General features: G+C 67.1%; 20 protein-coding genes. 8 read left to right on the top strand and 12 right to left on the bottom strand.

What is annotated here, in order from left to right; genetic code table 11:
- Positions 1-7 precede the first annotated feature (7 nt).
- The 5 genes from O5O43_RS12420 to O5O43_RS12400 all read right to left on the bottom strand — a co-directional run bounded on the left by O5O43_RS12420 (position 8) and on the right by O5O43_RS12400 (position 4701).
- On the bottom strand, positions 8-616 hold the full coding sequence (locus O5O43_RS12420; protein WP_271084204.1) for a C39 family peptidase: 609 nt from the start codon (positions 614-616) through the stop codon (positions 8-10).
- A gap of 81 nt (positions 617-697) precedes the next feature.
- Positions 698-1081 carry a hypothetical protein gene (locus tag O5O43_RS12415; protein ID WP_271084203.1) on the bottom strand — a complete coding sequence of 128 codons (384 nt, stop codon included), beginning with the start codon at positions 1079-1081 and terminating at the stop codon, positions 698-700.
- Positions 1082-1090: 9 nt separating this feature from the next.
- Positions 1091-2254 (bottom strand): acyl-CoA dehydrogenase family protein, encoded by a 1164-nt coding sequence (locus O5O43_RS12410; protein ID WP_271084202.1) that lies wholly within the window; start codon positions 2252-2254, stop codon positions 1091-1093.
- A 176-nt stretch (positions 2255-2430) separates the two neighbouring features.
- Entirely contained in the window at positions 2431-4215 is a 1785-nt protein-coding gene (locus O5O43_RS12405) for an acyl-CoA dehydrogenase C-terminal domain-containing protein (protein WP_271084201.1), read from the bottom strand.
- Between the two features lie 3 nt (positions 4216-4218).
- Positions 4219-4701, bottom strand: coding sequence for a MerR family DNA-binding transcriptional regulator (locus tag O5O43_RS12400; protein WP_271084200.1), 483 nt, complete (start codon positions 4699-4701; stop codon positions 4219-4221).
- A 54-nt stretch (positions 4702-4755) separates the two neighbouring features.
- Between O5O43_RS12400 and O5O43_RS12395 the strand changes: the two genes are divergently transcribed.
- Positions 4756-4944, top strand: a complete 189-nt coding sequence (locus O5O43_RS12395) for a DUF2256 domain-containing protein (RefSeq protein WP_271084199.1) — start codon at positions 4756-4758, stop codon at positions 4942-4944.
- Here O5O43_RS12395 and O5O43_RS12390 read toward each other — a convergent pair.
- The 4 genes from O5O43_RS12390 to O5O43_RS12375 all read right to left on the bottom strand — a co-directional run bounded on the left by O5O43_RS12390 (position 4913) and on the right by O5O43_RS12375 (position 7952).
- Entirely contained in the window at positions 4913-5356 is a 444-nt protein-coding gene (locus O5O43_RS12390) for a DoxX family protein (RefSeq protein ID WP_271084198.1), read from the bottom strand. The two genes, O5O43_RS12395 and O5O43_RS12390, sit on opposite strands and share 32 nt — an antisense overlap.
- Before the next feature lie 319 nt (positions 5357-5675).
- Entirely contained in the window at positions 5676-5912 is a 237-nt protein-coding gene (locus tag O5O43_RS12385; protein WP_271084197.1) for a helix-turn-helix transcriptional regulator, read from the bottom strand.
- 8 nt (positions 5913-5920) lie between these two features.
- The gene (locus O5O43_RS12380; RefSeq protein WP_271084196.1) at positions 5921-6439 is read right to left on the bottom strand and encodes a DUF2975 domain-containing protein; all 519 of its coding nucleotides are present in this window, start codon (positions 6437-6439) and stop codon (positions 5921-5923) included.
- 109 nt (positions 6440-6548) lie between these two features.
- Positions 6549-7952, bottom strand: coding sequence for a protein adenylyltransferase SelO (locus tag O5O43_RS12375; protein ID WP_271084195.1), 1404 nt, complete (start codon positions 7950-7952; stop codon positions 6549-6551).
- Between the two features lie 314 nt (positions 7953-8266).
- On the opposite strand from O5O43_RS12375, the gene nhaA reads away from it, so the two are divergent.
- From nhaA to O5O43_RS12360, 3 genes are all read left to right on the top strand, one after another.
- Positions 8267-9454, top strand: a complete 1188-nt coding sequence (nhaA, locus tag O5O43_RS12370; RefSeq protein WP_271084194.1) for a Na+/H+ antiporter NhaA — start codon at positions 8267-8269, stop codon at positions 9452-9454.
- A gap of 258 nt (positions 9455-9712) precedes the next feature.
- A complete protein-coding gene (locus tag O5O43_RS12365) occupies positions 9713-12376 on the top strand; it encodes a TonB-dependent receptor (protein ID WP_271084193.1) in 2664 nt (887 codons plus the stop codon).
- A gap of 457 nt (positions 12377-12833) precedes the next feature.
- Positions 12834-13235: a hypothetical protein gene (locus O5O43_RS12360; protein ID WP_271084192.1), complete on the top strand. Its 402-nt coding sequence runs from the start codon at positions 12834-12836 to the stop codon at positions 13233-13235.
- Between the two features lie 128 nt (positions 13236-13363).
- On the opposite strand, the gene O5O43_RS12355 is transcribed toward O5O43_RS12360, so the two are convergent.
- Together O5O43_RS12355 and O5O43_RS12350 are read right to left on the bottom strand one after the other, a co-directional pair.
- Entirely contained in the window at positions 13364-16447 is a 3084-nt protein-coding gene (locus tag O5O43_RS12355; protein WP_271084191.1) for an efflux RND transporter permease subunit, read from the bottom strand.
- A gap of 11 nt (positions 16448-16458) precedes the next feature.
- Positions 16459-17616: an efflux RND transporter periplasmic adaptor subunit gene (locus tag O5O43_RS12350; protein WP_271084190.1), complete on the bottom strand. Its 1158-nt coding sequence runs from the start codon at positions 17614-17616 to the stop codon at positions 16459-16461.
- Positions 17617-17840: 224 nt separating this feature from the next.
- Here O5O43_RS12350 and lepA point away from each other — a divergent pair, with 224 nt between their 5' ends.
- The 4 genes from lepA (at position 17841) to O5O43_RS12330 (ending at position 21936) form a co-directional block, all read left to right on the top strand.
- Positions 17841-19649: a translation elongation factor 4 gene (gene lepA / locus O5O43_RS12345; protein ID WP_271084189.1), complete on the top strand. Its 1809-nt coding sequence runs from the start codon at positions 17841-17843 to the stop codon at positions 19647-19649.
- A gap of 64 nt (positions 19650-19713) precedes the next feature.
- Positions 19714-20679 carry a hypothetical protein gene (locus tag O5O43_RS12340; RefSeq protein ID WP_271084188.1) on the top strand — a complete coding sequence of 322 codons (966 nt, stop codon included), beginning with the start codon at positions 19714-19716 and terminating at the stop codon, positions 20677-20679.
- A gap of 8 nt (positions 20680-20687) precedes the next feature.
- Positions 20688-21233: a fasciclin domain-containing protein gene (locus O5O43_RS12335; protein WP_271084187.1), complete on the top strand. Its 546-nt coding sequence runs from the start codon at positions 20688-20690 to the stop codon at positions 21231-21233.
- A 172-nt stretch (positions 21234-21405) separates the two neighbouring features.
- Positions 21406-21936: a hypothetical protein gene (locus tag O5O43_RS12330; RefSeq protein ID WP_271084186.1), complete on the top strand. Its 531-nt coding sequence runs from the start codon at positions 21406-21408 to the stop codon at positions 21934-21936.
- Here the strand turns inward: O5O43_RS12330 and O5O43_RS12325 are convergent.
- Positions 21933-23024: an HlyD family secretion protein gene (locus tag O5O43_RS12325; protein ID WP_271084185.1), complete on the bottom strand. Its 1092-nt coding sequence runs from the start codon at positions 23022-23024 to the stop codon at positions 21933-21935. The two genes, O5O43_RS12330 and O5O43_RS12325, sit on opposite strands and share 4 nt — an antisense overlap.
- Position 23025: the final 1 nt, after the last annotated feature.

Here is a 23025-nt window from a genome sequence, read left to right as displayed (position 1 = left end):
GACCGGATTATGCCGTTCGGGGACGGGTCAGGATCAGATACCGACCCGAGCGGCCGTAGGCGCTCTCGTTCCAGACCTCGCCGAAGGCGGGGTAGGTCAGGGTGAAGCGACCGGGCGCCGGGGCCTTGGGGTCGACGATGTGGAGTTCCCGGGATCCGGCGTCGAAGCCCCGGATGACGAAGGCATGGCCCTCGGGCACGCTGACGTCGGCGAGCACAGGCCGGCCGTCCGCGAGGGATTCGGTGATGGCGCGCAGGCCCTGATCCAGCCCCTGAGCCGTCGCGGGGTAGCGGCGCTCGGTCCAGCCATAGCCCAGCCGGTCCATGCCGCGCAGCAGGTCGTCGTAGAGGGTGACCGTGAAGTCGTTGAACGGCAGGGCCTCGTCATAGGTCTTGCCGGCGGCTAGGGACTTCAGCTCGCGCGGCGGACGGGGGTCGCCGTAGTAGTGCAGGATCATGGAGGCGGCCGTGGGGACGGCCATCATCGCCTCCTGGCCAATGTGATCGACGGCCAGTTCGACGCGCTGGGTCGCGCGCGTCTGGGCGTCGACCGCGCGGTCGCACCCCGTGGCCGCCAAGGCCGCGCCGCCGCCGAGGATGAGACGTCTGGAAAGCATCGCCGCCTCTCTTGAAGAGACGGCAAGTGTGCGCCGACAGCCTTAACGAACGACCAACCGTCGTTTGAGGGGGGGGACGACCTAGGAGGGATCCGGCAGTTTGACGCCGAAGGTCCGGGCGACGACGGGGAAGATGGCGTCGGCGTCCTGTTCCGTGGTCCCGAACGGGGCGCGCAGGTCGAGCCAGTATTCCCGAAACTCGGTCCCGTCCGAGGCGGCGAGACTGGTCAGAGCGGCGCGGATGCGGTTCTGGGTCTCGCGTGTCATCTCGGCGAAGGGACCGACGATTTCGGCCTTGAGCGCGAGGGCGACGTCGTCCGCCTCCCTTGGATCGACCAGGTCGAGGCGGTTCGGCCTGTCCGTCTTGCCCGCCTGTCCGATCCAGGGATCGAACAGGCCGTCGAGCAGTTCCTGCCGGGCGCGGGCTTCGCGTTCCGCCAGTCTCTGGTTGGCTGTCTTGCGCATGCCGCCGTCTTACAGGCTGCGCGCGATCAGCACCTTCATGATCTCGTTGGTGCCGCCATAGATGCGCTGGACGCGGGCGTCCTTGTACAGCTGGGCGATCGGGTACTCGTTCATGTACCCGTAGCCGCCATGCAGCTGGAGCATCTCGTCCAGCACCTCGCCCTGGATGTCGGTGACCCAGTATTTGGCCATGGAGGCGGTTGTGGCGTCGAGCTGCCCCTTCAGGTGTAGGCCGATGCAGTGGTCGACGAAGACGCGGGCGACGGTCAGCTTGGTCTTGACCTCGGCCAGTTTGAACTGGGTGTTCTGGAACTCCAGGATGGACTTGCCGAAGGCCTTCCTGCCCTTGACGTATTCGAGGGTTTCCTTGAGCCCACGCTCGGCGGCGGCGATGCCCTGGACGGCGATGTTCAGTCGCTCCTGGGGCAGCTGCTGCATCAGTTGGATGAAGCCGCGGCCTTCCTCGCCGCCGATGACGTTGTCGGCCGGGACGTGGACATCGTTGAAGAAGAGCTCGGAGGTGTCGTTGCCCTCCATGCCGATCTTGTGGAGGTTGCGGCCGCGCTCGAAGCCTTCCGCGCCGTCAGTCTCGACCACGATCAGGGACGTGCCCTTCGAGCCCTGCGACGGGTCGGTCTTGGCGACGACGATGATGAAGTTGGCCAGCTGGCCGTTGGTGATGAAGGTCTTGGACCCGTTCACCACATAGCCGTTGCCGGACTTGACGGCGGTGGTCTTCACTCCCTGCAGGTCGGAGCCGGCGCCCGGTTCGGTCATGGCGATGGCGCCGACCAGTTCGCCGGTGGCCAGACGCGGCAGCCAGCGCTTCTTCTGCTCCTCGGTGCCATAGTGCCAGATATAGGGAGCGACGATGGCGTTGTGCAGCGAGATGCCGAAATGGTCCGCGCCCTTCCAGCCGAGCTGACGCATCAGCACGACCTCGTGGCGATAGTCGCCGCCCATGCCGCCGTCCTCCTCGGGCATGGAGAGGCCCAGCAGGCCGGCTTCGCCGGCCTGATTCCACAGCTCGCGCGGAACGGTGGAGTTGGCGATCCAGCTCTGGACCGCTTCCGGCGGCGCGTGCTCGTCGATCCATTTGCCGACGCTGTCGGAGAAGAGGGTGATCTCTTCCTCGAGCATGAAGTCGGGGGAGGGGGTGTCGATGACGTTCATGGGCTTCGCTCGATCATCTCCCTCCCCCTGCGGGGGAGGGTGGCCGCGCAGCGGCCGGGTGGGGGCGGCAAGGTGACGTGGCGACGGTCGGTGGGGCCTTGCCTGGCCGTCCCCACCCGGTCTCCGCTTCGCTTCGACCACCCTCCCCCGAGGGGGAGGGAGAGGTCAGTGCAGTGTCAGAACGCCTCGGCCGGCATCTGCATCAGGACCTCGGCGCCGGTCTTCAGCTTTTTCAGATGGGCTTCGGCGTCGGGCAGGATGCGTTCGACGAAGTAGCGGCCGGTCTGCATCTTGGTGACGTAGAAGGGATCGGTCGAACCGGCGTCGATCTTGGCCTGGGCGGCCTTGGCCATCTGGGCCCAGAGGTAGGCCAGGGCCGTCAGGCCGAACAGGTGCAGATAGTCGGTCGAGGCCGCGGCTGCGTTGTCCGGATTGGCCATGCCGTTCTGCATCAGCCACATGGTGGCCTCCTGCAGCTTCTTCTTGGCGTCGGCCAGACCATCGACGAAGGGCTTCACCGGACCCTCGGCGCCGTTATCGGCCACGAAGGCGTCGATGTCGGCGAACCAGCTCATGATGGCGCGGCCGCCCTGCGACGGCAGCTTGCGGCCCACGAGATCAAGCGCCTGGATGCCGTTGGTGCCCTCGTAGATCATGGTGATCCGGGCGTCGCGCAGATATTGCGAGGCCTGAAAATGCTCGGTGTAGCCCGAGCCGCCGTGGACCTGCATGCCCAGCGACGCGACGTGGAAGCCCTTGTCGGTCAGGTAGGCCTTCAGCACCGGCGTGATCAGGCCCATGTAGTCCTTGGCCTTCTGCGCCGTGGCCTCGTCGGCGGACTTCTCCAGATCGGCCTGAAGCGCGGTCCACAGAATGAAGGCCTGGCCGCCTTCGACGAAGGCCTTGGCCTCCAGCAGCATGCGGCGGACGTCGGGGTGGACCATGATGGAATCGGCGGGGCCGTCCGGGTTCTTCGGTCCGGTCAGGCTGCGGCCCTGGATGCGGTCGTGGGCGAACTCCAGCGCGGCCTGATAGGCGGCGGCGCCGATGGCCAGGCCCTGCAGGCCCGTCCCCAGGCGCGCCTCGTTCATGACCACGAACATATTGTTCATGCCCCGGCCTTCCTCGCCGATCAGCCAGCCGGTGGCGCCGTCATACTGCATGACGCAGGTGGCGTTGCCGTGGATGCCCATCTTGTGCTCGAGGCCGGTGCACAGCAGCGCGTTGCGCTCGCCAGGCGACCCGTCCTCGTTGATCAGGAATTTGGGCACCAGGAACAGGCTGAGGCCCTTGATGCCGGCCGGGGCGCCTTCGACGCGGGCCAGGACGGTGTGGATGATGTTGTCGGTGAAGTCGTGCTCGCCGGCCGAGATCCAGATCTTCTGGCCGGTGATCTTGTAGGTCCCGTCGCCCTGCGGCACGGCCTTGGTGCGAACCATGCCGAGGTCCGTGCCGCACTGGGGTTCGGTCAGGTTCATGGTCCCGCCCCATTCGCCGGTGGCCATCTTGGGCAGGTACTTCGTCTTCAGCTCGTCCGACGCGTTGGCATGGATGCCGGCGTAGGCGCCCGCCGTCAGACCCGGGTACATGGAGAAGGCGGCCGAGGCGCCGGCGGTGAACTGGCCGAACGCCATGCCGACGACGGCGGGCATGCCCTGGCCGCCGTAGGCCGGATCAGCCGACAACGCGGGCCAACCGGCCTCGACCATGGCCTTGTAGGCTTCCTTCCAGCCCTTGGGACCGGTGACGACGCCGCCCTCGGCCCAGTGGCAGCCTTCCTTGTCGCCCGAGTGGTTGATCGGGGCGATGACTTCTTCGGCGAACTTGGCGCCTTCTTCCAGGATCTGACCGACCAGGTCCGAGGAGATGTCCTCGAAGCCCGGCTGGTTCGTATAGCGGTCGATCTCCAGAACTTCGTTCAGGATGAAGGTCAGGTCGCGGACGGGCGCCTTGTAGGCCATGGGTCAGGCTCTCAGCTTGAACGGATGATGGGCGTGGTTGTCGAGGTGTTCGCGCAGCACCGAGGCATACTCCTCGGCGCCGGGCAGAAGGTCGGGGCGCTGTTCAGTCAGGCGCGACTCCATCGCCGCGCAGGCCTCCTCGGCCATCTCGATGGCGGCGTCGAGGTCCTCGCGCTGCTGCTTGAGGGCCTCGATCTGCGCGCGGTGGCGGCGCAGGGCGATGGCCATCTGATGGGTGTTGCCGTCGTTGCGGTCGTACAGATCCAGCATCTCCTGGATCTCGGTCAGGGTGAAGCCGATGCGGCGGCCGCGCAGGATCAGCTTGAGCCGAGCGCGGTCGCGGGCGTCATACACGCGCGTCTGGCCCTTGCGGGCCGGGGTCAGAAGACCCTTGTCCTCATAGAAGCGAAGGGCGCGCGCGGTCGCCCCGAACTCCCGACAGAGCTGGCGGATCGAATAGGTGCGATGATCGTCGGCGGTCGCCATGAGCTCGACATAGCCCAAACTTGACGCGGACGTAAAGGGAAGCTTTCAAGGCCTATGGCGAAGAAGCATGTGAACGACGCGGGCACGGCCAAGCGCGATCTGCCGGAGAAGACGTGCGTCTCCTGCGGCAAACCGTTTTCTTGGCGGGCGAAGTGGGCCCGCGACTGGGATCGGGTGAAGTTCTGCTCCGACCGGTGTCGGCGCGCCGGCGTCAGCGACGGCCCAGTAGAACCGGGATCGTGATGGCCAGCAGGACCGCGTTGGTCAGGGCCAGGCCGATGTCCATGCCGACCATGTGGACGGTCAGCATGATCGCTTCCAGCGCGACCAGGCCGGCGGCCGAGACCAGCAGGGGCCAGCGACCCAGCTTCCACGAGATCAGCGGGGCCAGCAGGCCGAGCGCGAGCACGACCTCAACAATGCCGACGCCGCGCACCAGATCCTCGCTGACCAGAGCCGGCCAGTTCATCAGGGCGATCAGATTGTCCGTCGACTCGGTCAGCTTGGCGTAGCCGGCGGCGAAGAAGAACATCGCGGCCCAGCCCTGCAGGGTCCAGAGCGCCAGGTTGCGATAACCGGCGATGGTGCGGGCGCGTGCCGCCGAGACGGGGGCGCGGGTGACGGGCGAGGAGGCGGCGGGGAAGGTCGAGGACATCGTTGCGTTCGTTTCGTCGGAGAGGACGGTTGAATTGGTAACAGTAACTAGATCAGATCGAACTTCGGGTTCCGCAAGAGGTCGCAAGCCACACCGTAACCGAAGGTGATAAAGAAGCTGTGCCGTAGAGACGAGGCCGCAGCGTGGCCATATCCATACAAGTCGGTAATCCGGGAAGGACCGCCGCCTCGAAACTGAATATGGCGCCGCTGGGGCGCCATGTCATCAGCCGTAGACATCAATCGATGACATCAGGTGATGACTTATTGTTTCCTGTTGCCGAAATGCCCACCCAGACGGGGTTTGCCGGTGGTCGGCCCTAGTCCTCGCCGCCTTCGCTTAGCGGCTGCGGTTCCCGCGTATTGGCCAGGAGCTGGCCGGGCTGACAGCCCAGTTCGCGGCACAGGGCGTCGAGTGTGGAGAAGCGGATGGCGCGCGCCTTGCCTGTCTTCAGGATGGACAGATTGGCGATGGTGACGCCCACCCGGTCGCTGAGCTCGGTCAGGGACATGCGGCGTTCGAGAAGCATGGCCTCCAGTTGCACTTGAATGGCCATGGCGCGTCTCAGACCGTCATCTGCTGGTCGTCGCGCATTGCGGCGCCCTGACGGAAGACCTCGGCCAGCATGAAGACGATCAGGATGCCCAGCCAGGAGCCGAGGTCGAGGTCGTAGCTCAGGCCGTCGATGACGCCGCGCGGCACGATCTGGGTGAGGATGAAGGCGCTGATCTGCACCCCGATCAGGCCGACGCCGACGCCCTGAAGCCGACCGACATTGGCATGCTCGAAAGCGTCACCCTGGTTCACGGCCAGGAACATCCGGCGCAGGCGGTTGAGGATCCACCAGGTGCTGAGGGTGGCGATGAAGGCGGCCAGGAAGGTGAAGCGCGGATTGGCGAAGAAGAGCCGCGCTGAGGGGCTGTCGCTTTCCGGCAAGCCGATCTGGAGGCCCAGATCCGGCCAGATGAGGGAGGCCAGGAAAGTCAGGCCCGTCGCGACGACGGCGACCGCCACGAACACGTTCACGAACCCCAGAACCCAGCGAAGGACGCTGGCGACCGAGCGACGACCGATGAGCTGCATTGGACCACCTCCCCGCCGCGATATGCGGCCATGTCGATAGTCGATATGGTTTTACCGATTATCGATCAAGAGAATTGTCGATAAACGATATGAAGCTTTCGTAATGTGGTCAGGCGCGGGCGGCGCGGGTCCCTTCCAGTCGGGCCAGCTTTTCGTACAGCGCCGACCAGTCGTCGGCGGTGTCGATCGCGGACCAAAGCGTCTCGACCTCGCCGATCAGCATCTCTTCCGGCTCGGGGCGGGCGAAGACGGGGTGTTGCAGTCGCTCCGGTCGGTCAGGCTCGTGCTCGAACAGGGCGAAGCGGAAGGCGTCGAAAGCCTCGCCCTGCCATTCTCTCGCGCGCGGACCGGCCAGGGCGCGGGCGGACGAGGAGAAGCCGGCGAACCAGTCGTGGAACAGCGGCTCCCAGCGGATCGCCTCTCCCTTCTCGCGGAAGAGGGCCAGGGTCGTGTCCAGCAGACGCTGGTCGGCGGCCTCGCCCAAGGACTTCACGCCCAGCCGCTCCAGGAAAGCGGCGCGCAGTTCGCGGATGTAGGCGGGGCCGAAACCGTTCAGGGCCTCGGTCAACGGTTCGACGTCGGCGACTAGCTTCAGGCAACCGGCCAGTTGCGTCAGGTTCCAGAACACGGCTTCCGGCTGGCGGGCGAAGGCGTAGAGGCCGGTGGTATCGAAATAGGCGGCGGTGAACCCGGGCTCGTAGGACGGCAGGAAGCGCCAGGGGCCGTAGTCAAAGCTTTCGCCTGTGACGTTCAGATTGTCGGTATTGAGGACGCCGTGGACGAAGCCCGCGGCGATCCAGCGGGCGGTCAGGCGGGCCGAGGCGGCGACGATGGCGGCCAGCAGACCGGGCGCATCCCCCTCGACGACGGTCGGGTGGTAGAGGGCGCGGACATGCTCGACCAGGGCCTCGATCTGGTCGGCGCGACCGAAGAAGGCGGCGCGCTGGAAGGTCCCGAAACGGACGTGGCTGTGCTGGAGGCGGACCAGGACGGCGGAGCGGGTCGGCGAGGGCTCGTCGCCGCGCTCCAGCTGTTCGCCGGTCTCGATCAGGGAGAGGGCGCGGCTGGTCGGAACGCCTTGCGCCTCCAGCATGGCGGCGGCCAGCACCTCGCGCACCCCGCCTTTCAGCGTCAGCCGCCCGTCGCCGGAGCGGGACCATGGGGTCGTCCCCGAGCCCTTGGTTCCGAGATCAAGAAGCCGACCCCGGTCGTCGCGCAGTTGCGCCGCGAGGAAGCCGCGCCCGTCGCCGAGGTCCGGGTTGTAGGTCCGGAACTGGTGCCCGTGGTAGCGCATGGCGACCGGCCCGGGCTGGCCGGGCAGGGGCTCGAACCGACCGAAATGGGCGATCCACTCGGAGTCGGTCAGGCTCTCCAACCCGACCGTCGCGGCGGCCCGATCGTTGCGGACGCGAAGGATCGTCTCGGGAAAGTCGGCGGGCCTGACGGCGTCGCCATACTCCTCGCCAAGATCAAAGAAACGAGGCTCGGGGCGATAGGCGGGGCTGACGGGCATGACCCGCACATGGCCTTATGCCGTCTCGGCTGCAATGGCGGAGTGATTTGGCGGCGTTGGCGGTTCAACGCCTGAAAAGTTTGCAGTTTGGCGGGCGTCTTTTTTGCCGAATCCAATGGCGCTCAATGCGGACCGCAGTGACTGCGGATTCCATGGCGGGCGGCTTCTTGTTGAACCCTTCCGGCTTGGCGGTATTCTAGGGGCAGGGATCAGGCCCTCGCGGCCAGGCCGGCGTCGCTCTTCAAGCGGCGAACCCGGTCCGGCGCCCGTCGATAACCGGGCGCCACGGAACAACTTCCACCTCGGAGGCCGCCGTGGCGCGCAAGCTGACGCTCGATTTTCTCAAGACCGAGGCTGCCTCGGGCGCCGTGCTGGGGCTGGCCGCCGTCGCCGCCCTGATGGTGGCCAACTCGCCGCTTTCGGACGCCTATTTCCAATGGCTGAAGAGCGAGCAGCCGTTCCAGGCCGGACCGCTGTCCCTCACCCTGACGGTCTCGGAGTGGATCAAGGAAGGCCTAATGGCCGTGTTCTTCCTGGTCGTCGGCCTGGAGATCAAATACGAGATCCGGCGCGGCGAACTCAGCGATCCGCGCAAGCTGATGACGCCAGTGGTGGCCGCCCTGGGCGGGATGCTGGCGCCGGCCGGGGTGTATCTGCTGGTCGCGAGCGGGCTGGGCGGGCCGCACCAGGGGTGGCCGATCCCGCTGGCCACGGACATCGCCTTCGCGCTGGCCGTCTTCGCCCTGGTCGGGAAGGGCCTGCCCTCGTCATTGCGGGTCTTCCTGCTGACCCTGGCCATCGTCGACGACCTCGGAGCCATCGCCCTGATCGCCGCCCTGTTCAGCACAGGCGTGGACTGGATTCTGGTCGGCCTGGCCGGCGTGCTGCTGATCGTCGGCTCGATCTGGTCGCGGCGCCGCATTCCCGCGCCGTTCTGGGTTCTGGGGTTCGCCCTGGTCTGGTGGATGAGCGTCACGGCGGGGCTCTCGACGTCGCTCGCCGCCGTGGCCTTCGCCGCCATCGTGCCGGTTTCACCGCGTGCGGGCGACCAGCAGAGCCCGCTGAAGGAGGCCATGCATGACCTGCATCCCTATGTCGCGTGGTTGGTCCTGCCCCTCTTCGCCTTCGCCAAGGCCGGCGTATCCTTCGCCGGCCTGTCGGTGGAACAGATGGCGGCGCCTCTGGTCTTCGGCATCGCGGCTGGTCTGTTCGTCGGCAAGCAGGTCGGCGTGTTCGGCGCAGCCTGGTTGGTGTCGGCCCTGAAGCTCGGCGCGAAGCCCAGCGGCGCAAGCTGGCCTCAGGTCTACGGCGTCTCCCTTCTGTGCGGCGTAGGTTTCACCATGAGCCTGTTCATCGGCGCCCTCGCTTTCCCCGGAGCGGTGGACTCGCCCGAGCAGGTCGAGGTCAAGCTGGGCGTGCTTCTGGGCTCTCTGTTATCGGCGATTACTGGAGCGGTCGTCTTGTCGATTGCGACCCATCGTAACGGGGCGCCCAAGGCTTAGCGGTCGGCGATTACTGAAAAGGCCCCGCGAATATTGACCTAAGGTCATCACATTCTGTCGCTTTCGCGTCACACAGGGGCCTGTCGCACGACCGAAACATGGCGTGAGCCCAGCCTCCGCCTTGTCGCACAGTGCGGCTTGGACTACCCAAATCATTCGAGAATCCGACGCTCCGGAAGAGGGTGCGGGTTGGGAATTCAGGAAACGCCGCGACGCGCTCCGAACAAGGGGTGTCGTGCCATGAGCCGGGAGCCATCCATGCGTCTTACTCAACTTCTTCGCTGCACCGCCTCCGCCGCCGTCGTCGGCTCCGTGGCCTTCGGCTTCGCCGGGGCCGCCTCGGCCCAGGACGGCCAAGACGGGCCGGCCTCCTCGGTCGACGACATCATCGTCACCGCCCAGCTGCGCGAGCAGAGCCTGCAGGACGTGCCCGTCGTGGTCACCTCGCTGTCGGCAGAGGCGCTGGACAATGCCGGCGTCCGCGACATCAAGGATCTGACGATCCTCACGCCGGGCATGACGGTCACCTCGACCCAGTCGGAAGCCTCCACCACTGCCCGCATCCGCGGCGTCGGCACCGTCGGGGACAATCCCGGCCTGGAGAGCTCGGTCGGCGTCGTGATCGACGGCGTCTATCGCTCGCGCAACGGCGTGGGCTTCGGCGACCTGGGCGAACTGAGCCGCATTGAAGTGCTGAAGGGACCCCAAGGGACCTTGTTCGGCAAGAACACCTCGGCCGGCGTCATCAACATCATCACCGAGGCCCCCTCGTTCACCGAAGGCTACCAGGCCGAGGTCACGGGTGGGAACTACGGCGCCTGGGGCGTCTCGGGTTCGATCACCGGCCCGATCAGCGACACCGTCGCCTATCGTCTCTACGCCGCGACCCGCCAGCGTGACGGCTTCTACGACGTCAACCTGGGCGACGGGCCCCGCACCCAGACCGACGACGGCAACCAGGACTTCTACACCCTGCGCGGCCAGTTGCTGATCCTGCCTTCGGACAACGCGTCGGTCCGCATCATCGCCGACTACTCCAAGCGCGACGAATACTGCTGCGTCGGGGTGGTCACGCGCTCCAGCCCCACCGCCGCGATCATCAACGCTCTGACCGCGCCGAATGGCCCGGGCACTGCCCCGCAGGCCCCGGCCCCCGGAGTCCGACCCTTCAACCGTCTGGCCTACGCCAACCGCGAGACCGGTCAGCAGATGGAAGATATGGGTCTGTCGGTTGAGGCCAACATCGACATTCCGTCCTGGAACGCTCGCCTGACCTCGGTGACGTCCTTCCGCGACTGGTCGACCGTCAACGGCCAGGACATCGACTACACCGGCGCCGACATCCTGTACCGTCCGTCGAACGGCGATTACGGCTACGAGCTGTCGAACCTGACCCAGGAATTCCGCCTGGCCGGCACGTCCGACAAGTTCGACTGGCTGGTGGGCGGCTTCGCCACCCTGGAAGACATCGGCCGTGACGACACCTACTATTTCGGCTCCGACTACAACCCCTTCCTCTCGCTCCTGCTGACGTCCAGCCTCTCGGCCCAGACGGGCGGCGCGATCGCCGCCAGCCCGGCCCGCCTCGGCTGCTTCTCGGGCAACTACAACCTGCTGCCCGCCGCCGCCCGCGCCACCTACTTCCTCGGCTGCCTGCAGGGCAATCCGGCGGCTCCGAGCCTGCCGGGCGCACCGCTGAACATCCTGGGTCAGGGCGTCGTCGATAAATACAGCCAGCGCTCGGAATCACTGGCCCTGTTCACCAACAACACCTGGCGCGCGACCGAACAGCTCGAGTTCACGCTGGGCCTTCGCTACACGCTGGATAACAAGCGGCTGCTGGGGCTGCAGGATAACGTGAACGGCAACGGCGCTTCCTGCGCCGCCGTCCTGGGCAACCAGGCCGTGATCGTCCAGGCCTTCACCGCCGCCCTGGGCAGCGCCGCCGCCGGCGCCGCAGCCGCCAGCGGCCTGATCGGCCCGCAGTGCCTGCCCTGGAACAATGTGCTCTACGACAACCGCGGCATCCGTGAAGAGCACGACGACGGCGTTCTGTCCGGCACCATCAAGGCCGCCTACCGCTTCAACGACAGCCTGATGGTCTACGGCTCCTACGCTCGCGGCTACAAGGGCTTCGGCTACAACATGGACCGCGTGCAGACCGGCGTGACGCCTGACGCCTCGCTCTACTTCCCCGCCGAGACCGTCGACAGCTACGAAGCTGGCTTCAAGGCCACCCTGCTGGACCGCAGCCTGCTGCTCAATGCGACCTACTTCTACCAGGCGTTCGAGGACTTCCAGCTCAACACCTTCCTGGGCACCGCCTTTGTGGTCGAGTCGATCCCGGAACTGACCACCAAGGGCGTCGACGCCGACATGATGTGGTTCACGCCCATCGAGGGCCTGACCCTGTCGGGCGGCGTCACCTACACGGACGCCGAGTACGGCGTGTTTACGGCCGCCGATCTGACCAGCGCGGCGCGCTTCCCGCAGCTGTCGCTGCTGCCAGGTTCGCGCCCGTCGTTCGCTCCGGAATGGTCGCTGTCGTCGTCGATCAACTTCGACCGCTCCATCGGCAACGGCCTGCGCGCCGGCTTCGCCGTCTCGGCCAAATACATGACCGAGTACAACACGGGCTCCGACCTGATCCCCTTCAAGCTTCAGGAGGACTTCACCGTCGTCAACGGCCGGATCTCGATCGGTTCGGAAGACGAGCGCTGGACGCTGGAAGCCTGGGCTCAGAACCTGACGGACGAGGAGTACGTCCAGGTCGCCTACAACTCGCCGCTGCAGGGCACCGCCTTCCAGTCCACGGTCCAGCCGAATGGGACCTACTACAACCCCGCGCTGGACACCCAGGGCATCAGCGCCTTCCTGGGCGCCCCGCGCACCTATGGCGCGACGCTCCGCCTCAAGTACTGATCCGGGCGATAACCTGAACAACCGAGCCGGCCGGGGGCGACCCCGGCCGGTTTTTTCTATTGCGATGTCTGCACGCTATGGACTGTCGTGCACGTATAACGAGAGCTGTTGAGCACGTCGTTCGATCTTCCTACGCTTGGCGCCATGGCCAGTGACGCGTTCGACATCACCGATGTTTTCGAAGCCCTGTCGCCGCTGGACCGGGCCATCCTCAGAGGGGCCGGCAACGGCCTGAGCTCCAAGCAGATCGGGCCGCTGGTCCAGCGATCGCACCACACGGTCGACGACCGGCTGAAGGTCCTGAAGCGCAGGCTTGGGGCGGCCGACCGCGTCGAGGCCGGGCGCATGTTGATCGCCTTCGAGGCTGGCCTGGACCCCAAGGATTGGGGGGCCCAAGCATTGGGTATGGCGCCGACCGCGGCCTGGCAGCCTCTTGTCCCGCCTGGAGGGGGACATCATGAGCAGGGGAACGATGACGGACGGGGCGCCCGAAAACAGCTATCCCGAACGCCCGCGGGCGGCGGTGGCCCCCTTCGAGGTGGAGCCGCTGGCGCCGACCGAGGTGGAGCGGATCAAGGCGTTGCGGGCGGCGTTCGAACAGCGGTTCCCGCCCCTGCCCTTGGACAGGTCGGACGTGCTGATCGTGAGCTGGGCGGAGATCGAACGGCAGTTCCTGGACCTGTGCGCGCCCTGGGACCAGCAGGAGCCCTGTTACGAGATCCGAAAGGCAGCGCAGATCTCGCGCCACGAAACGCCGGAGCAGACCATCCGCTGGCTGTTTACCCTGTCCCGGGCCGCCACGGACATCGACACGCCCGAGCCCCGCTGGGGATCCGGAGATTCGATCCCGATGCCCTAAGCCCGATCGGCTTGGTCGCCGCCGTCGTGGGCGCGGCGATCGGCCTGGCGGTGATCTTCGTCGCCCTGATGCAGGCGATCGTCGTGATCCAGGGACTGCTGGAACGTGGCTAAGCCCCGCCGTCCGCCTTATTCGGCGGGGGCGGGCTCGACCGGCTGGGTCTGGTGCTGGCTGGCGAACATGCCGCCCATGCGACGACGGATGAAGCCGGACACGTCATCCACGATGGTGAAGATCGGCGGGATGAACAGCAGCGACAGGAAGGTCGAGGAGATCAGGCCGCCCACCACCGCGATGGCCATCGGCTGACGGAACTCCACGTCCGCGCCCCAGCCCACGGCGACCGGGATCATGCCGGCTCCCATGGCGAAGGTGGTCATCAGGATCGGCCGGGCGCGCTTGTGCGCCGCGTCCATGATGGCCTCCAGACGCGACATGCCCTCCTGTTCGGCGATGACGATGTAGTCGACGAGCAGGATGGAGTTCTTGGCCGCGATCCCCATCAGCATCAGCACCCCGATCAGCGACGAGATGGAGAAGCTGGACCCGCCGATCATCAGAGCCACGAAGGCGCCGCCGATGGCGAGCGGCAGGGAGGCCATGATGGTGATCGGATAGGCGAAGCTGCGGAACAGCAGCACCAGGACCGCGTACATCAGAAGCACGCCGGTCATGAAGGCGATGGCGAAGCCGTTGATCATCTCTGCGATGAACTCCTGGTCGCCGGCGGGAACCTGACGGACGCCTTCGGGCAGGTTCTGGACCGACGGAAGCTTCTGCACCAGGGCGCCGGCCTCGCCCGAACGGATGCCGTCCAGCTCCGCGGTGATCGAGGCGATCCGCGAACGGTCCTGACGCAGAACCTGAGACGGACCAGCGCCGAAGGAGATGTCGGCCACGGCGCTCAGCGGCACGGCGCCGCCGGTGGCGGTCGGAACCCGCAGGTTCTCGATCACCGACAGATCCTCGCGGGCGTCTGCAGTCAGGCGAAGACGGATCGGCACCTGACGGTCGCCGAGATTGTATTTCGGCAGGTTCTGATCGACGTCGCCGATTGTGGCGACGCGGATCGCCTGGGAGATGGCGCTGGTCGAGACCCCCATCAGGGCGGCCTGGTCGGGACGCGGGGTGACGAGGATTTCGGGACGTGCGATGGCGGCGGTGTTGACCACATTGGCCAGCCCCGGAACCGTGCGCATCTCGGCCTCGACCTGACGCGCGGCGGCGATCAGGGCGTCGCCCGAATCCGACAGGATCGAGAAGGTGTAGCTGGTTCCGTCCGACGGTCCGCCGCCCTGTTGGGCGATGCCGGCGCCGATGCGGGCGCCCGGAATGTCTTTCCAGCTGTCGACCATGGCCCGAGCGAACGCCTGCTGGCTCAGATTGCGATCGCCCTTGTCGGTCAGGTCGGCATAGACGTTGGCCTGGTTGACCTCCTGACCGCCGACGGAGGCGTAGACCGACGTCACCTCGGGCCGCGCGCGCAGATCGCGGGTCAGGCGCTGAACGATGGCGTCCGTCTGGGCCAGTGTCGCACCGGGCGGCAGCTCGACCGAGAAGCCGGCCCGGCCGACGTCGCCGCTCGGCTGGAACTCGAAGGGCACCTTGGTCGCGAGGAAGCCGCAGCCGATGAACAGGGCGGTGCCGATGGCAAAGACCTTCCAGCGGTTCTTCAGGCTCCAGCTCAGCGACTTGAGGTAGCTCGACATCCAGAACGGATCGCGGTCCTCATGCTTGTGGTGCTTCAGCAGATAGGCGGCCATCAGCGGCGTCAGGGTTCGCGCCACGACGAGCGAGAAGGCCACGGAAACGCACGCCGCCAGGGCGAAGGCCTTGAAGAACTGGCCTATAATGCCCGGCATGAAGCCGACAGGCGCGAAGACGGCGATGATGGTCGCCGTCGTGGCCACGACGGCGAGACCGATCTCGTCCGCCGCCTCCATCGAGGCGCTGTAAGGGGATTTACCGTCCCGCATGTGGCGGACGATGTTCTCGATCTCCACGATGGCGTCGTCGACCAGGATGCCGATCGTCAGGGACAGGGCCAGCAGGCTGACCACGTTCAGCGACTGGCCCAGGGGTTCCAGGACCGCGAAGGTCGGGATCAGCGACAACGGCATGGCCACGGCCGTGATGAGGGTCGCGCGCCAGTCCCGCAGGAAGATGAAGACGACGATGACCGCCAGAACCGCGCCCAGCAGCAGGGCCTCCAGGGAGGCGATATAGCTCTCTTCGATCTGTTCGACGCTGGCGGTGACCTGTTGGATCTCCAGCTCTGGGTGGTCTTCATCAATCTTGGCGACGGCCTCGCGGACCTTCTCGGCGATCTTCACCTCCGAGGCCGAGCGCGAGCGCAGGAAGTTGAAGGTGATGGCCTCCTGACCGTTGTAGCGGGCGAGGCGGCGCGGCTCGGACCAGTGGTCCTCCACCGTGCCGAGGTCGCCGAGGCGCACGGTCCGGCCGCCGCCCAGCGGGATCAGGGTCTCGCGCAGCTGTTCGATGGAGCCGGCGGCCCCCAAGGTGCGGATCGACCGCTCCGAACCCGAGATGGTGACCCGTCCGCCCGGCTGATCGGAGTTGACGCCGGTCAGGGCCTGGCTGACCGCCGCCGCCGTCAGGCCGTAGGAGGCCAGGCGATCAGGGTCCAGTTCGACCGCGATTTCGCGATCGACGCCGCCCGAACGATTGACCTCGCCGACGCCCTTGATGGCCAGCAGGGTGCGGCTGACGTCGTTGTCGACGAACCAGCTGATCTCCTCGGGCGTCATGGTCGAGGAGCGGATGACCCAGGTGATCAGGGCGTCGCCGGTGATGTCGATGCGCTGGACACTGGGCTCCTGCATGTCCTGCGGCAGGTCGGCGCGAAGGCCGCTCATGGCGTTGCGGACATCGTTGGTGGCGCGTTCGGTGTCGGTGCCCAGCTCGAACTCGATGGTCGTCTGGGAGACCCCGTCCATGACTTGGGAGTTGATGTGGCGCACGCCCGACAGGCCGGCGAGGCTGTCCTCGATCAGTCGGGTGACCTGGACTTCCATCTCCGAGGGGGCGGCGCCCGGCCGCGCGGCGACGACGGACACCAGCGGGAAATCGATGTCCGGATTATTGTTGATCCGCATGCTGTTGAAGCTGAGCAGACCGGCAATGGTCAGCAGCGTGAACAGCAGGATGATCGGGATCGGATTCTTGATCGACCAGGAGGAGATGTTCTTCATCTGACCGGCTCCTAGCGGGCGGCCGGAGCGGTCGAGGCGGCGGCTGCGGCGGCAGGGGGGCGGGCGGCGACGACGTTGACGCGATCGCCGTCGCCGAGGAAGCCGGCGCCCTCGACGACGACCTGGGTCCCGGCGTTGACGCCCGCCACCGAGGTGCGGTCCTCGGCGCGCGACAGCACGGTCACGGGCTGGAAGCGGACATGGTTGTTGGTCATCAGGACGTACACGCCCGCCCGGTTTTCGCGGTACAGAACCGAGGCGGTCGGCACGGTGATGGTCGGCTGGGCGCCGACGTCGATCTGGGCCTTGGCGAACATGCCGGGACGGAAACCGCCACTGCCGGCCAGCGCGATACGGGCCACGCCCAGCCGGGTGTCGGCGTTCACTTCCGGCGTCACGATGCGAACGCGGCCGGTCGTCTGACCGACCTCGTCGGACGAGACGGTCGCCGACTGGCCCGCTCGGATCAAGGCCAGCTCGGTCTCGGGCACCTGGGCGTCGAGCTCGAGGCGGCCGTCGCGGACCATGCGGAACATCTCGGCCCCGGCCTGGACGATCTGGCCACGCGTGACGCTGCGGCTGATGATCAGGCCGGAGACGGGCGCGCGCAGGGTGGCCTGCGACAGGCGAGTCTGGGTCTCGGACAGAGCGGCGCGGGCCGAGGCGAGGTTGGCGGACGCCGCGCGCTGGTTGGCCAGGGCGGTGTCGAGCGAGGCCTGGCTGAGGAATCCTCGCTCCTTCAACTCCTGCGCACGCGCCAGGGCCGCATCGTCGCGGGCGAGGTTGGCCTCGGCGGTCTGCACGCCGGCCTGCTGCTGGCGAAGCTGGGCGCGGAGAAGGGCGTCGTTCAGCTGCACCAGCGGCTGGCCCTGACGCACGTAGGTTCCTTCATCGACATAGACGGCCGTGGCGACCAGGCCGCCAGTCTCGGCGCCGACCGGCACTTCTTCCCAAGCGGTTACGCTGCCGGAGGCCGTAATGATGCGGGGCAGGTTGGTCATAGCGGCGGCGGCCACGGTGACCGTCGGACCGGAGGCCCCCGGCGCATCGGACTTCTCGGCCGCTTTCTTTTCCTCGCCGCCGCCGCAGGCGGCGACGCTCAGGCCGAGGGCGAGGGAGAGCGCGAGAGTCGAGGCGCGTAGAAGACGGGTCGAGGGCGTGGGGGCCACGGAGCGATCCTGTATGTCTGGGCCGGCGCAACGCAGCCGGCATGGAGGTCAACCGGCGATGACTTGTCCGGCGAGCGGGGCCTCATACCGCGTTCCAGGCCCGCCCTCAAACGTGAAGCGTCGCCATTACTGCGATGTAATCCGTGCCGAATGCGGTTGCGAAATCGAGGTTCGAAGCCGCCGCGTTGGCGCTATCGCCCGACCCATGCTAACCGCGCCGCACCATGACGACGCCCCCCATCGAACGCATCAGAAACTTCAGTGTGGTTGCCCACATCGACCACGGCAAATCGACTCTGTCGGACCGGTTGATTCAATTCACCGGAGGCCTGTCCGCGCGGGAGATGTCCGCCCAGGTGCTGGACAACATGGAGATCGAGAAGGAGCGGGGGATCACGATCAAGGCGCAGACCGTGCGGCTGAACTATCGGGCGAAGGATGGCAAGGATTATATTCTTAATCTGATGGACACGCCGGGGCACGTGGACTTCGCCTACGAAGTCTCGCGCAGCCTCGCAGCGTGCGAAGGCAGTCTGCTGGTGGTGGATGCATCGCAAGGGGTGGAAGCGCAGACCCTGGCGAACGTTTATCAAGCCATTGACAATAATCATGAAATTGTACCGGTCCTGAATAAGATCGACCTGCCGGCGGCGGAGCCCGAGCGGGTGCGCGAGCAGATCGAGGATGTGATCGGCATCGATGCGTCGGATGCGGTCATGGCCTCGGCCAAGTCCGGCATCGGCATCGAGGATGTGCTGGAGGCCATCGTCACCCGCCTGCCGGCGCCCAAGGGCGACGTCGACGCGCCGCTGAAAGCCATGCTGGTCGACGCCTGGTACGACCCCTACCTGGGCGTCGTGCTGCTGGTCCGCGTCTTCGACGGGGTGCTGAAGGCCGGCATGCGGGTCAAGATGATGCAGGCCGGCTCGACCCATCTGGTCGACCGCGTCGGCGTCTTCCTGCCCAAGAACACCCCCGTCGACCAGCTCGGCCCGGGCGAGGTCGGCTTCATCACCGCCCAGATCAAGGAAGTCGCCAACGCCGCCGTCGGCGACACCATCACGGATGAAAAGAAGCCGACCGCCGAACCGCTGAAGGGGTTCAAGGACGTCCAGTCGGTCGTCTTCTGCGGCCTGTTCCCGGTCGACGCCGCCGATTTCGAGGACCTGCGCGCCGCCATCGCCAAGCTGCGGCTGAACGATGCGTCGTTCACCTATGAGATGGAATCCAGCGCCGCCCTGGGCTTCGGCTTCCGCTGCGGCTTCCTGGGCCTGCTGCATCTGGAGATCATCCAGGAGCGGCTGAGCCGCGAGTTCAACCTCGACCTGATCGCGACGGCCCCGTCGGTCGTCTACAAGATCCAGAAGCGCGACGGCGAAGAGATCGACCTGCACAACCCGGCGGACCTGCCCGACGTGATGCAGATCGAGACGATCTCCGAGCCGTGGATCAAGGCCACCATCCTGACGCCCGACGAATACCTCGGCGCCGTCATCAAGCTGTGCCAGGACCGTCGCGGCTCGCAGATCGAACTGTCCTACGTCGGCACCCGGGCCCTGGTGGTCTATGAGCTGCCGCTGAACGAGGTGGTGTTCGACTTCTACGACCGCCTGAAATCGATCTCAAAGGGCTACGCCTCGTTCGACTACGAGATCACCGGCTACAAGGTCGGCGACCTGGTGAAGATGTCGATCCTGGTCAACGCCGAACCGGTCGACGCCCTCAGCATGCTGGTCCACCGCGCCCGCGCCGAGACGCGCGGCCGGGGCATGGTCGAGAAGATGAAGGAGCTGATCCCGCCCCACATGTTCGTGATACCGATCCAGGCGGCCATCGGCGGCAAGATCATTGCGCGGGAGACGGTACGGGCGCTGCGCAAGGACGTGACGTCGAAATGCTACGGCGGCGACGCGACGCGCAAGAAGAAGCTGCTGGAGAAGCAGAAGGCCGGCAAGAAGCGCATGCGCCAGTTCGGCAAGGTCGAGATCCCGCAGGAGGCGTTCATCGCCGCGCTGAAGATGGACGAAGACTGAGAGTCGGCTTCGGAACACAGCAAGGTGTGATCACGTTTGTATCGGCTGGACGAGGAGTCTGACGATGAAACGACTGATCCCCCTGGCGAGCGCCCTGGCCCTGACGTTGGCGGCGGCGGGCGCCGCCTCCGCCCAGAACGGGCATGGCAACGGACATGGACCCGGCGGCCCCGGCCGTGGAAACGACGGCGGTCCCCACGGTCGTCAGGATCCCGGCCCGGGTCGGGGCCACGACGATCGCGGCGGACCCCGCGCCGATCACGGTCCGGGTCGCGGCCATGGGCCCGATCGGGGCGGGCCCGAGCGCCGCGCCGAGGTTCGTGTTCAGGAGGTCGTTCGCGACGTCCGGCGTGACGCGCGACGCGACTTGGACCGCGACGTCCGCCGCGAGGTCGAGCGTCAGGTTCGCGCCGGCAATGACGTGCTGGTCCTGACCCGGCCCGTCGATCGGGGCCTTCTGATCGGCTGCCCGCCGGGTCTGGCCAGGCGTGACAACGGCTGCCTGCCGCCCGGACAGGCGCGCCAGATCGACCGCGCCCGCGCCGACTACGACCGCTACAACTACGTCTGGCGCACGCTCGGCGGCGCCAACGACTATCGCTATCAGGACGGCTACGTTTACCAGATGAGCCCACAGGGCGGCCTGTTGGGCTATCTGCCCGTGCTCGGGGGCATCCTGTCGCCCGGCAACGCCTGGCCGGCCCAGTACACCTATCAGCAGCCCCCCCAGTACTACACCAGCTACTATGGGCTAAACGACCGCTATCAATACCGCTACGCCGACGGCGTCCTGTACGGCGTCGATCCGCAGAACCAGAACATCGGCCAGATCGCCGCCCTGTTGACCGGTCAGCAGTTCTCGGTGGGGCAGCGCCTGCCGGCGGGATACGACATCTACAACGTGCCCTACGCCTATCGCAGCCAGTACGCGGACAGCGCCCAGAGCCTGTACCGCTACAACGACGGCTATGTTTATCAGGTCGACCCCACCACTCAGCTGGTGCAGGCCGTCATCCAGCTTCTGACGTGAGGGGAACGATGCGAAACCAACGCCTGTGGGCGCTCGCGCCCGTGATGGCCCTGTGCCTGGTCGGCTGCAACCGGACCGAAGGCGCAGCGGCCGGCAGCGCCGCCGCCCCGTCGAACGAGACCCTGGCCGCCGCCATCGCCGACGAGGGCGACCTGGACACCCTGGCTAGCGTGGCGCGCAGCAGCGGACTGTCCGAGGTGCTGGAAGGCAAGGGACCCTATACGGTGTTCGCCCCGGTCAACGCGGCCCTGGGTACGGCGGGGTCCGAGCTGGCGGGCGACGCCCTCAAGGCCCAGAGCGCCGCCCTGCTGCGCGCCCACATCGTGCCGGGCGCCCTGACCCGCGCCGACATCGAGGCCGCCCTGACCAGCGGCGGCAGTGACGGCGTGAAGATGCGCACCATGGCCGACGGCCTTCTGACCTTCACCAAGAGCGGCGACGCCATCGTCGTCACCGCCGCCGACGGCGCGACCGGGCGACTGACCCGGTCGGAAGAGGTGGTGTCGAACGGCGTGGTCCAGCCCGTGGACGGGGTGCTGGTCAGGGCGGAGTAGCAGGCCTCAAGGCTTCGTGGACGGCCGGTCGTCCGCGCTCGCGACCACTCCTCCACCGATAGCCGGCCTATCGCCATCAACGGATCGTTCCATTTCGCCTTACGGATCAATGTCCGGGATTATTTAAGGGCTTTATCCGCGCATACCCTCGCGGCGCCCCCAGACTGGCCGAATGACCAGAGCCTATGTCGAAGCCCCCGCCACCCATTTCCGTCTGAAGCCCGAGACCTGGGCGATCATCGCCGAAGAGTACAAAAACGGCGCGACCGCCAAGGACCTGGGAGCCAAGTGGAAGATCGCGCCCTCGTCGGTCTATCGCTACGCCTGCCGCGACGGCTTCACCAAGAAATCGATGGGTGATGCGCGGGCGCGAGCCCATGCGCGGATGGTCGAGGAGGAGGAGGCGGCGCACCGGTCAATGAATCCGGTAGGGTCGCGGGCGCTGAAGAACCTGTTCGCGCCGGCGTCAGTGGACGACCCCGAGGCCAGTGATCCGGCATTGCTGGCCAAGGCGGCGATCCTGGCGTCCGGGCGGGCGATGAAGGGGCGGCTCTGGGCCGAGGCGAAGGCCCTGGCGGGGCTGGCGGAGAGCTATGCGCGGCTGAGCGAGCGGACGATCGAGGAGGTTTACAGGCCTTCGCCTCAGGAGGATGCGGCGGTGGCCTATTTGCTGGAGAAGCTCAAGTACGAGGACGAGGACTAGCTGGCCGCTGCCGTATCCACACGCGCCACCACGGACATGCCCGGCGCGAGGCGGTCGAGGCCCGGCTGGTTCGGGTCGAGGCGGATGCGGACGGGGACGCGCTGGGCGACCTTGGTGAAGTTTCCCGTGGCGTTGTCGGGGCGGATGACGCTGAACTCCGAGCCGGTGGCCGGGGCGATGCGCTCGACATGGCCGGTCAGTGTCCGGCCGCCCAGGGCGTCGACCGACAGCTCGGCCGGCTGGCCGGGACGGATATCGGTCAGCTGGCTCTCCTTGAAGTTGGCGTTGACCCACAGGGCGTCGGGGACGAGGGCGGCCAGTTGGGTCCCGACCGCGACCTGCTGGCCCTGGCGCACGCTGATCTCGCCGAGGCGGCCGTCGCGGGGGGCGGTGATGCGGGTGTTGCCGAGGTCGATCTCGGCCAAGTGGACGGCGGCGCGGGCGGCCTCGACATTGGCCTCAAGCGTGCCGCGGCTGACCACGGCGGAGGTGACGCCGGTCTGGGCGATGCCCTCCTGGGCGCGGGAGGCGGCGAGCTGAGCCTGGGCGGCGCGCAGGGCGGTGCGGGCGACATCGACCTGGGCCTGGGCGACCCAGCCGCCCTGGAACAGGGTCTGGGAGCGGTTGAAGTCCGCCTGGGCCTTGGCGACGGCGGCCTGGGCCCCGGCGATGTCGGCTTCGGTCTGGGCGACCGAGCCGCGCGCCGAATTTTGCGACTGGGCGGAGTTGGCGAGCTGGGCCTCGGCCGCGTGCAGGGCGGCGGTCGCCTGTTCCAGACGCTGGCGATAGATACGGTCGTCGATGGTCGCGATCAGGTCGCCCTGCTCGACCGTCTGGAAATCCTGCACGGCGACGGAGGTGACGTAGCCGGTGACCTGGGGCGCGATGACGGTGACCTGGCCCCGGACGTAGGCGTTGTCGGTGTGCTGGACGCCCGATGTGAAGGGCGGCAGGCGCCAGGCCCATAAGATCAGCGCGACGCCGATCACGGCGGCGGTCACGAGGACCACGGCGAAGAGGACGCGCTTCTTCGGCGGAGCGGCGGGGGCGGTCGGGGCGGCGGAAGCAGGGGCGGTGGTGTCGGACATG

It is taken from the genome of Brevundimonas sp. NIBR11, assembly GCF_027912535.1.
Taxonomy (GTDB): Bacteria; Pseudomonadota; Alphaproteobacteria; order Caulobacterales; family Caulobacteraceae; genus Brevundimonas.
This window is presented reverse-complemented; position numbering and strand designations above follow the sequence as displayed.

Bases quoted from the DNA above. Each gene is read 5' to 3' on its own strand.
- O5O43_RS12340 (WP_271084188.1), top strand. From the start codon at position 19,714: ATGAAACGACTGATCCCCCTGGCGAGCGCCCTGGCCCTGACGTTGGCG.
- O5O43_RS12330 (WP_271084186.1), top strand. From the start codon at position 21,406: ATGACCAGAGCCTATGTCGAAGCCCCCGCCACCCATTTCCGTCTGAAG.
- O5O43_RS12325 (WP_271084185.1), bottom strand. From the start codon at position 23,024: ATGTCCGACACCACCGCCCCTGCTTCCGCCGCCCCGACCGCCCCCGCC.
- O5O43_RS12415 (WP_271084203.1), bottom strand. From the start codon at position 1,081: ATGCGCAAGACAGCCAACCAGAGACTGGCGGAACGCGAAGCCCGCGCC.
- O5O43_RS12380 (WP_271084196.1), bottom strand. From the start codon at position 6,439: ATGCAGCTCATCGGTCGTCGCTCGGTCGCCAGCGTCCTTCGCTGGGTT.
- O5O43_RS12400 (WP_271084200.1), bottom strand. From the start codon at position 4,701: ATGGCGACCGCCGACGATCATCGCACCTATTCGATCCGCCAGCTCTGT.
- O5O43_RS12405 (WP_271084201.1), bottom strand. From the start codon at position 4,215: ATGGCCTACAAGGCGCCCGTCCGCGACCTGACCTTCATCCTGAACGAA.
- O5O43_RS12385 (WP_271084197.1), bottom strand. From the start codon at position 5,912: ATGGCCATTCAAGTGCAACTGGAGGCCATGCTTCTCGAACGCCGCATG.
- O5O43_RS12360 (WP_271084192.1), top strand. From the start codon at position 12,834: ATGAGCAGGGGAACGATGACGGACGGGGCGCCCGAAAACAGCTATCCC.
- O5O43_RS12420 (WP_271084204.1), bottom strand. From the start codon at position 616: ATGCTTTCCAGACGTCTCATCCTCGGCGGCGGCGCGGCCTTGGCGGCC.
- O5O43_RS12390 (WP_271084198.1), bottom strand. From the start codon at position 5,356: ATGTCCTCGACCTTCCCCGCCGCCTCCTCGCCCGTCACCCGCGCCCCC.
- O5O43_RS12395 (WP_271084199.1), top strand. From the start codon at position 4,756: ATGGCGAAGAAGCATGTGAACGACGCGGGCACGGCCAAGCGCGATCTG.
- lepA (WP_271084189.1), top strand. From the start codon at position 17,841: ATGACGACGCCCCCCATCGAACGCATCAGAAACTTCAGTGTGGTTGCC.
- O5O43_RS12375 (WP_271084195.1), bottom strand. From the start codon at position 7,952: ATGCCCGTCAGCCCCGCCTATCGCCCCGAGCCTCGTTTCTTTGATCTT.
- O5O43_RS12410 (WP_271084202.1), bottom strand. From the start codon at position 2,254: ATGAACGTCATCGACACCCCCTCCCCCGACTTCATGCTCGAGGAAGAG.
- O5O43_RS12335 (WP_271084187.1), top strand. From the start codon at position 20,688: ATGCGAAACCAACGCCTGTGGGCGCTCGCGCCCGTGATGGCCCTGTGC.
- O5O43_RS12355 (WP_271084191.1), bottom strand. From the start codon at position 16,447: ATGAAGAACATCTCCTCCTGGTCGATCAAGAATCCGATCCCGATCATC.
- O5O43_RS12365 (WP_271084193.1), top strand. From the start codon at position 9,713: ATGCGTCTTACTCAACTTCTTCGCTGCACCGCCTCCGCCGCCGTCGTC.